The following is a 4424-nucleotide window of genomic DNA, read 5'->3' as shown; positions in this document are numbered from 1 at the left end:
AGGAAACTGCGACAAATGAAATAACTGCTACACCAGAAGATGAGCTGCCTGAAGTAGCTGAAGCAAAAACGGATGAAAAAGAGACTGAATCAGTCGCTAAAGAATCTGAAGTTATTGAAGAAGTAGTTCAAACACCAGAAGAAGTAGAAGTTACTGAAAAAATTGAAGCAACATCAGAAAATAAAGAAGTAGGAGTCGCTAAAAAAGTTGAAGAAGAGCCATTAGAACAACAAAGTGATGAGCTAGAAGAAACTAAAGCAACACCTAAGAAACCTCAATCGGAGATAGAACCTTCTGAAACTGTGCGTTATGATAAGGGATTAGCTAAGTCACGTAAGGGCTTTGGAGCTAAGTTAAATGCTTTATTGGCTAATTTTAGACGAGTAGATGAGGATTTCTTTGAAGAACTCGAAGAAACTTTGATCGAAGCTGATGTTGGCTTTGAAACTGCGATGAAGATCAGTGATGAATTGCAAGATGAAGTAAAATTACGTAATGCTAAAAGTCGCTCTGATGTCTCTGATGCGATCATTGAACGTTTAGTCGACATCTATGAAAGTGAAGGTATTGATGAAGATAATAGCTTGCATTTTGCTAAAGATCCAGACGAACCGACTGTGTTCTTGTTTGTTGGGGTCAATGGTGTAGGTAAAACGACAACGATCGGTAAATTAGCCCACCGTTACCAACAAGCTGGTAAAAAAGTGTTATTAGCTGCTGGTGATACTTTCCGTGCAGGTGCGATCGAGCAGTTAGCTGAATGGGGCCGGCGTGTTGGTGTTGATGTAGTTACTAAGCCAGAAAAAAGCGATCCAGCAGCTGTTGTTTACGATGCTGTGATCAAGGCTAAAAAAGAAAACTACGATATTTTATTAGTCGATACGGCTGGACGTTTGCAAAATAAAGTCAATTTGATGAACGAGTTGGATAAGATCAAGCGTGTCATTACGCGTGAATTGCCTGATGCACCGCAAGAAGTGTTATTGGCTTTAGATGCAACGACAGGTCAAAATGCTTTGACGCAAGCTAAACAATTTAAAGAAGTTACTGATGTTACCGGGATCGTCTTGACTAAGTTAGACGGGACCGCACGTGGTGGAATAGTGTTAGCGATCAGAAACGAGCTTCATTTACCAGTAAAATTAGTTGGTCTAGGTGAAAAAATGGATGATCTCCGTGACTTTTCACCTGAAGAATTTGTCTATGGCTTATTTAAGGGGTTAGTTACACCTAAGAAAGATTAAGGTAAGAAAATGGCAATCGAAAAAACAAATCGGATCAATGCTTTGTTTGAATTCTATGAACCTTTGTTGACTAAAAAGCAGATGAATTACATCGCTTTATATTACCGCGATGATTTTTCATTAGGTGAAATAGCCGAAAACTATGAAGTTTCACGACAAGCAGTCTATGATAACATCAAACGGACCGAAAAAATTTTAGAAGAATATGAGCAGAAACTGCATCTGTATCGTGATTTTTTACAACAAAGCGAAAAAACGGATGAACTTTTAGCTTATGTGACTGAAAAATATCCGACCGACGAAAAATTGTTAGCATTGGTCGAAAAATTAGAAATTTTAGAAGAAAAATGAAAGTTGGTGCACTAAATGGCATTTGAAGGATTAACAGAACGTCTCCAAAATGCGATCGGGAAATTACGGCGTAAGGGTAAGGTCAGCGAATCCGACGTCAAAGAGGTAATGCGCGAGATCCGTTTAGCCTTATTAGAATCTGACGTTAACTTTAAAGTGGTCAAAGACTTTGTTAAGACCGTGCGTACTCGAGCTGTAGGTGCTGAGGTACTAGAAAGCTTAACACCAGCACAACAGATCGTAAAGATAGTTAATGAAGAATTGGTCAAGGTGATGGGAGAAGAAGCCACACCATTGAATAGATCACCTAAGATCCCGACAGTCATTATGATGGTCGGGTTGCAAGGTGCTGGTAAAACGACGACAGCAGGGAAATTGGCTAAGCGTCTAAAAGACGAACAAAATGCGCGTCCATTGATGATCGCAGCTGACGTTTATCGTCCAGCTGCGATCGACCAATTGAAGACGATCGGTCGTGAATTAGATGTTCCAGTCTTTGAATTGGGAACTGATGTCGATCCAGTCGAGATCGTTAAGCAAGGGATGGAACTAGCCAAGGAAAAGAAAAATGACTATGTGATCATTGATACGGCTGGTCGTTTACAGATCGATGAAAGATTGATGGATGAGTTAGTCAATATCAAAGAATTGGCGCAACCAAATGAGATTTTGCTGACAGTTGATGCGATGACTGGGCAAAATGCTGTTGAAGTCGCACAAGGCTTTAATGATCAATTGGATGTAACTGGTGTCGTACTAACTAAATTAGATGGCGATACTCGTGGTGGGGCTGCGCTTTCGATCCGTGCAGTGACAGGAAAACCGATCAAGTTTATCGGGCAAGGTGAAAAAATGACGGCTTTAGACGTCTTTTATCCTGATCGAATGGCATCACGCATCTTAGGGATGGGTGATATGCTCACGTTGATCGAAAAAGCACAAAAGGACTTTGATGAGAAAAAAGCGGAAGAACTTGCTGATAAAATGCGGGAAAACAGCTTTGATTTCAACGACTTTTTAGATCAATTGGAACAAGTTCAAAATATGGGACCGATCGAAGATATCATGAAGATGATCCCGGGGATGGCCAATAATCCAGCCCTAAAAAATATCAAAGTTGATCCTAAAGATATGGAACATACCAAAGCGATCGTTTACTCGATGACACCACAAGAACGGGAAGATCCTGATCTTTTGAATCCAAGTCGCAGACGACGGATCGCAGCTGGTTCGGGACGTCCGATCCAAGAAGTCAACCGAATGATCAAACAATTCAAACAAATGCGTGATATGATGCAAAAGATGTCTAAGGGAAATTTCAGTGGGATGGAAGGTCTCTTAGGTGATGGGATAGGTGGTAAATTAGCTAAGATGTCCATGAATCGCATGGTACGCAAAAATAAAAAACGTAAATTACAACGTTTACGTAAACGACGCAAATAGGCGGTAAATCAAGATTTTTCATTAAATTAGAAAATTTTTTTATAACTGTCAAGAATTTTCCCTTTACAGCAGACCAAATTACTGGTATATTATTTATCGTTGATAAGATATTAGGAGGTGTAATGCATGTCAGTAAAAATTCGTTTAAAGCGTATGGGTTCTAAGAAGCGCCCATTCTATCGTATCGTTGTAGCAGATTCACGTTCTCCACGTGATGGCCGTTTCATCGAAACAGTGGGTACATACAACCCATTGACACAACCAGAACAAGTTACACTTAAAGAAGAAGCTATCATGGGCTGGTTGAATAACGGTGCTCAACCATCAGATACAGTTCGTAACATCCTTTCAAAAGAAGGCGTTATGAAGAAATTCCACGAAGCTAAGTACTCCAAGAAATAAGGTTAGGTAAATGACAGAAGCAGATGTGAAACAATTGATCTTATCGATTGTCAAACCATTGGTGTCTGAACCTGAGGCGATCACGATCACAACTGCCCAGGACGCACATTTTCTGAATTTTAACTTATCTGTGGCGCCTGAAGATGTCGGGCGTGTGATTGGAAAACATGGTCGGGTAGCTCAAGCGATCCGGACTATTGTTTATAGCATTCGTATTGACGGACCTTTGCGTGTTCGTTTAAATATTGTAGATGATTAATCAAACCTCTGTCTGAAACTTAGTTTCTTCAGAGGTTTTTTTAATAGCAAATACGAGGAGGGGTTTAAATGGAATTTTATCAAGTTGGAAAAATCGTTAATACTCATGGGATCCGCGGAGAAGTCAAGGTGATCGCAACGACCGATTTTCCAGAAGAGCGTTTCAAGCCAGGTAATAAATTATATGCTTTTAAGCAAAATGCGAACATAGGAACGGAATTGACGATCCAAAAGAGTCGTCGTCATAAGCAATTTATCATGCTAGCATTTGAAGGCTACGATAACATCAATTTAGTTGAAAAATTTAAAGGTGATGATCTGAAAGTTTCAGCTGACCAACAAGAAGAACTCGAAGATGGTTCATATTATTATCATCAGATCATCGGTTTAGATGTTGTGGATGAAAATGGAAGTACACTTGGAAAGATCAAGGAGATATTATCGCCTGGAGCTAATGATGTCTGGGTGGTTAAACGTAAGAAAAAAAATGATCTCTTACTGCCAGTGATCGATGATGTGATCAAGGATGTCGATCTAGTTGCTGGTAAAGTACATGTTGAACTCTTAGAGGGATTGGATGACTAGATGAAGATAGATATTTTAAGTTTATTTCCCGAAATGTTCAAGGGGCCATTGACGCAATCGATCGTAGGTAAAGCGATCGAAAAGCAACTACTTGATGTTGAAGTGACCGATTTTCGTGACTATACGACTAATAAGCAACGT

The 4424-nt window shown here is 39.8% G+C and carries 6 protein-coding genes and 1 pseudogene; all 7 read left to right on the top strand.

Annotated elements, in window-relative coordinates; all coding sequences use genetic code 11:
* Window positions 1-20 precede the first annotated feature (20 nt).
* A complete protein-coding gene (gene ftsY / locus Q9Q35_RS02565) occupies window positions 21-1244 on the top strand; it encodes a signal recognition particle-docking protein FtsY (RefSeq protein ID WP_370648876.1) in 1224 nt (407 codons plus the stop codon).
* A 9-nt stretch (window positions 1245-1253) separates the two neighbouring features.
* Entirely contained in the window at window positions 1254-1595 is a 342-nt protein-coding gene (locus Q9Q35_RS02560) for a putative DNA-binding protein (protein WP_010688897.1), read from the top strand.
* Window positions 1596-1610: 15 nt separating this feature from the next.
* The gene (ffh, locus tag Q9Q35_RS02555; RefSeq protein ID WP_304651990.1) at window positions 1611-3038 is read left to right on the top strand and encodes a signal recognition particle protein; all 1428 of its coding nucleotides are present in this window, start codon (window positions 1611-1613) and stop codon (window positions 3036-3038) included.
* A 126-nt stretch (window positions 3039-3164) separates the two neighbouring features.
* A complete protein-coding gene (gene rpsP, locus Q9Q35_RS02550) occupies window positions 3165-3440 on the top strand; it encodes a 30S ribosomal protein S16 (RefSeq protein ID WP_004047418.1) in 276 nt (91 codons plus the stop codon).
* A 10-nt stretch (window positions 3441-3450) separates the two neighbouring features.
* Window positions 3451-3699 carry a KH domain-containing protein gene (locus tag Q9Q35_RS02545; protein WP_304651989.1) on the top strand — a complete coding sequence of 83 codons (249 nt, stop codon included), beginning with the start codon at window positions 3451-3453 and terminating at the stop codon, window positions 3697-3699.
* Between the two features lie 68 nt (window positions 3700-3767).
* The gene (rimM, locus tag Q9Q35_RS02540) at window positions 3768-4283 is read left to right on the top strand and encodes a ribosome maturation factor RimM (RefSeq protein ID WP_304651988.1); all 516 of its coding nucleotides are present in this window, start codon (window positions 3768-3770) and stop codon (window positions 4281-4283) included.
* Window positions 4284-4424 (top strand): annotated as a pseudogene (locus Q9Q35_RS02535) (tRNA (guanosine(37)-N1)-methyltransferase TrmD); the annotation flags it as partial.

This window comes from uncultured Ligilactobacillus sp. (assembly GCF_948826705.1).
Taxonomy (GTDB): Bacteria; Bacillota; Bacilli; order Lactobacillales; family Lactobacillaceae; genus Ligilactobacillus.
This window is presented reverse-complemented; position numbering and strand designations above follow the sequence as displayed.

Bases quoted from the DNA above. Each gene is read 5' to 3' on its own strand.
- ffh (WP_304651990.1), top strand. From the start codon at position 1,611: ATGGCATTTGAAGGATTAACAGAACGTCTCCAAAATGCGATCGGGAAA.
- rimM (WP_304651988.1), top strand. From the start codon at position 3,768: ATGGAATTTTATCAAGTTGGAAAAATCGTTAATACTCATGGGATCCGC.
- rpsP (WP_004047418.1), top strand. From the start codon at position 3,165: ATGTCAGTAAAAATTCGTTTAAAGCGTATGGGTTCTAAGAAGCGCCCA.
- Q9Q35_RS02560 (WP_010688897.1), top strand. From the start codon at position 1,254: ATGGCAATCGAAAAAACAAATCGGATCAATGCTTTGTTTGAATTCTAT.
- Q9Q35_RS02545 (WP_304651989.1), top strand. From the start codon at position 3,451: ATGACAGAAGCAGATGTGAAACAATTGATCTTATCGATTGTCAAACCA.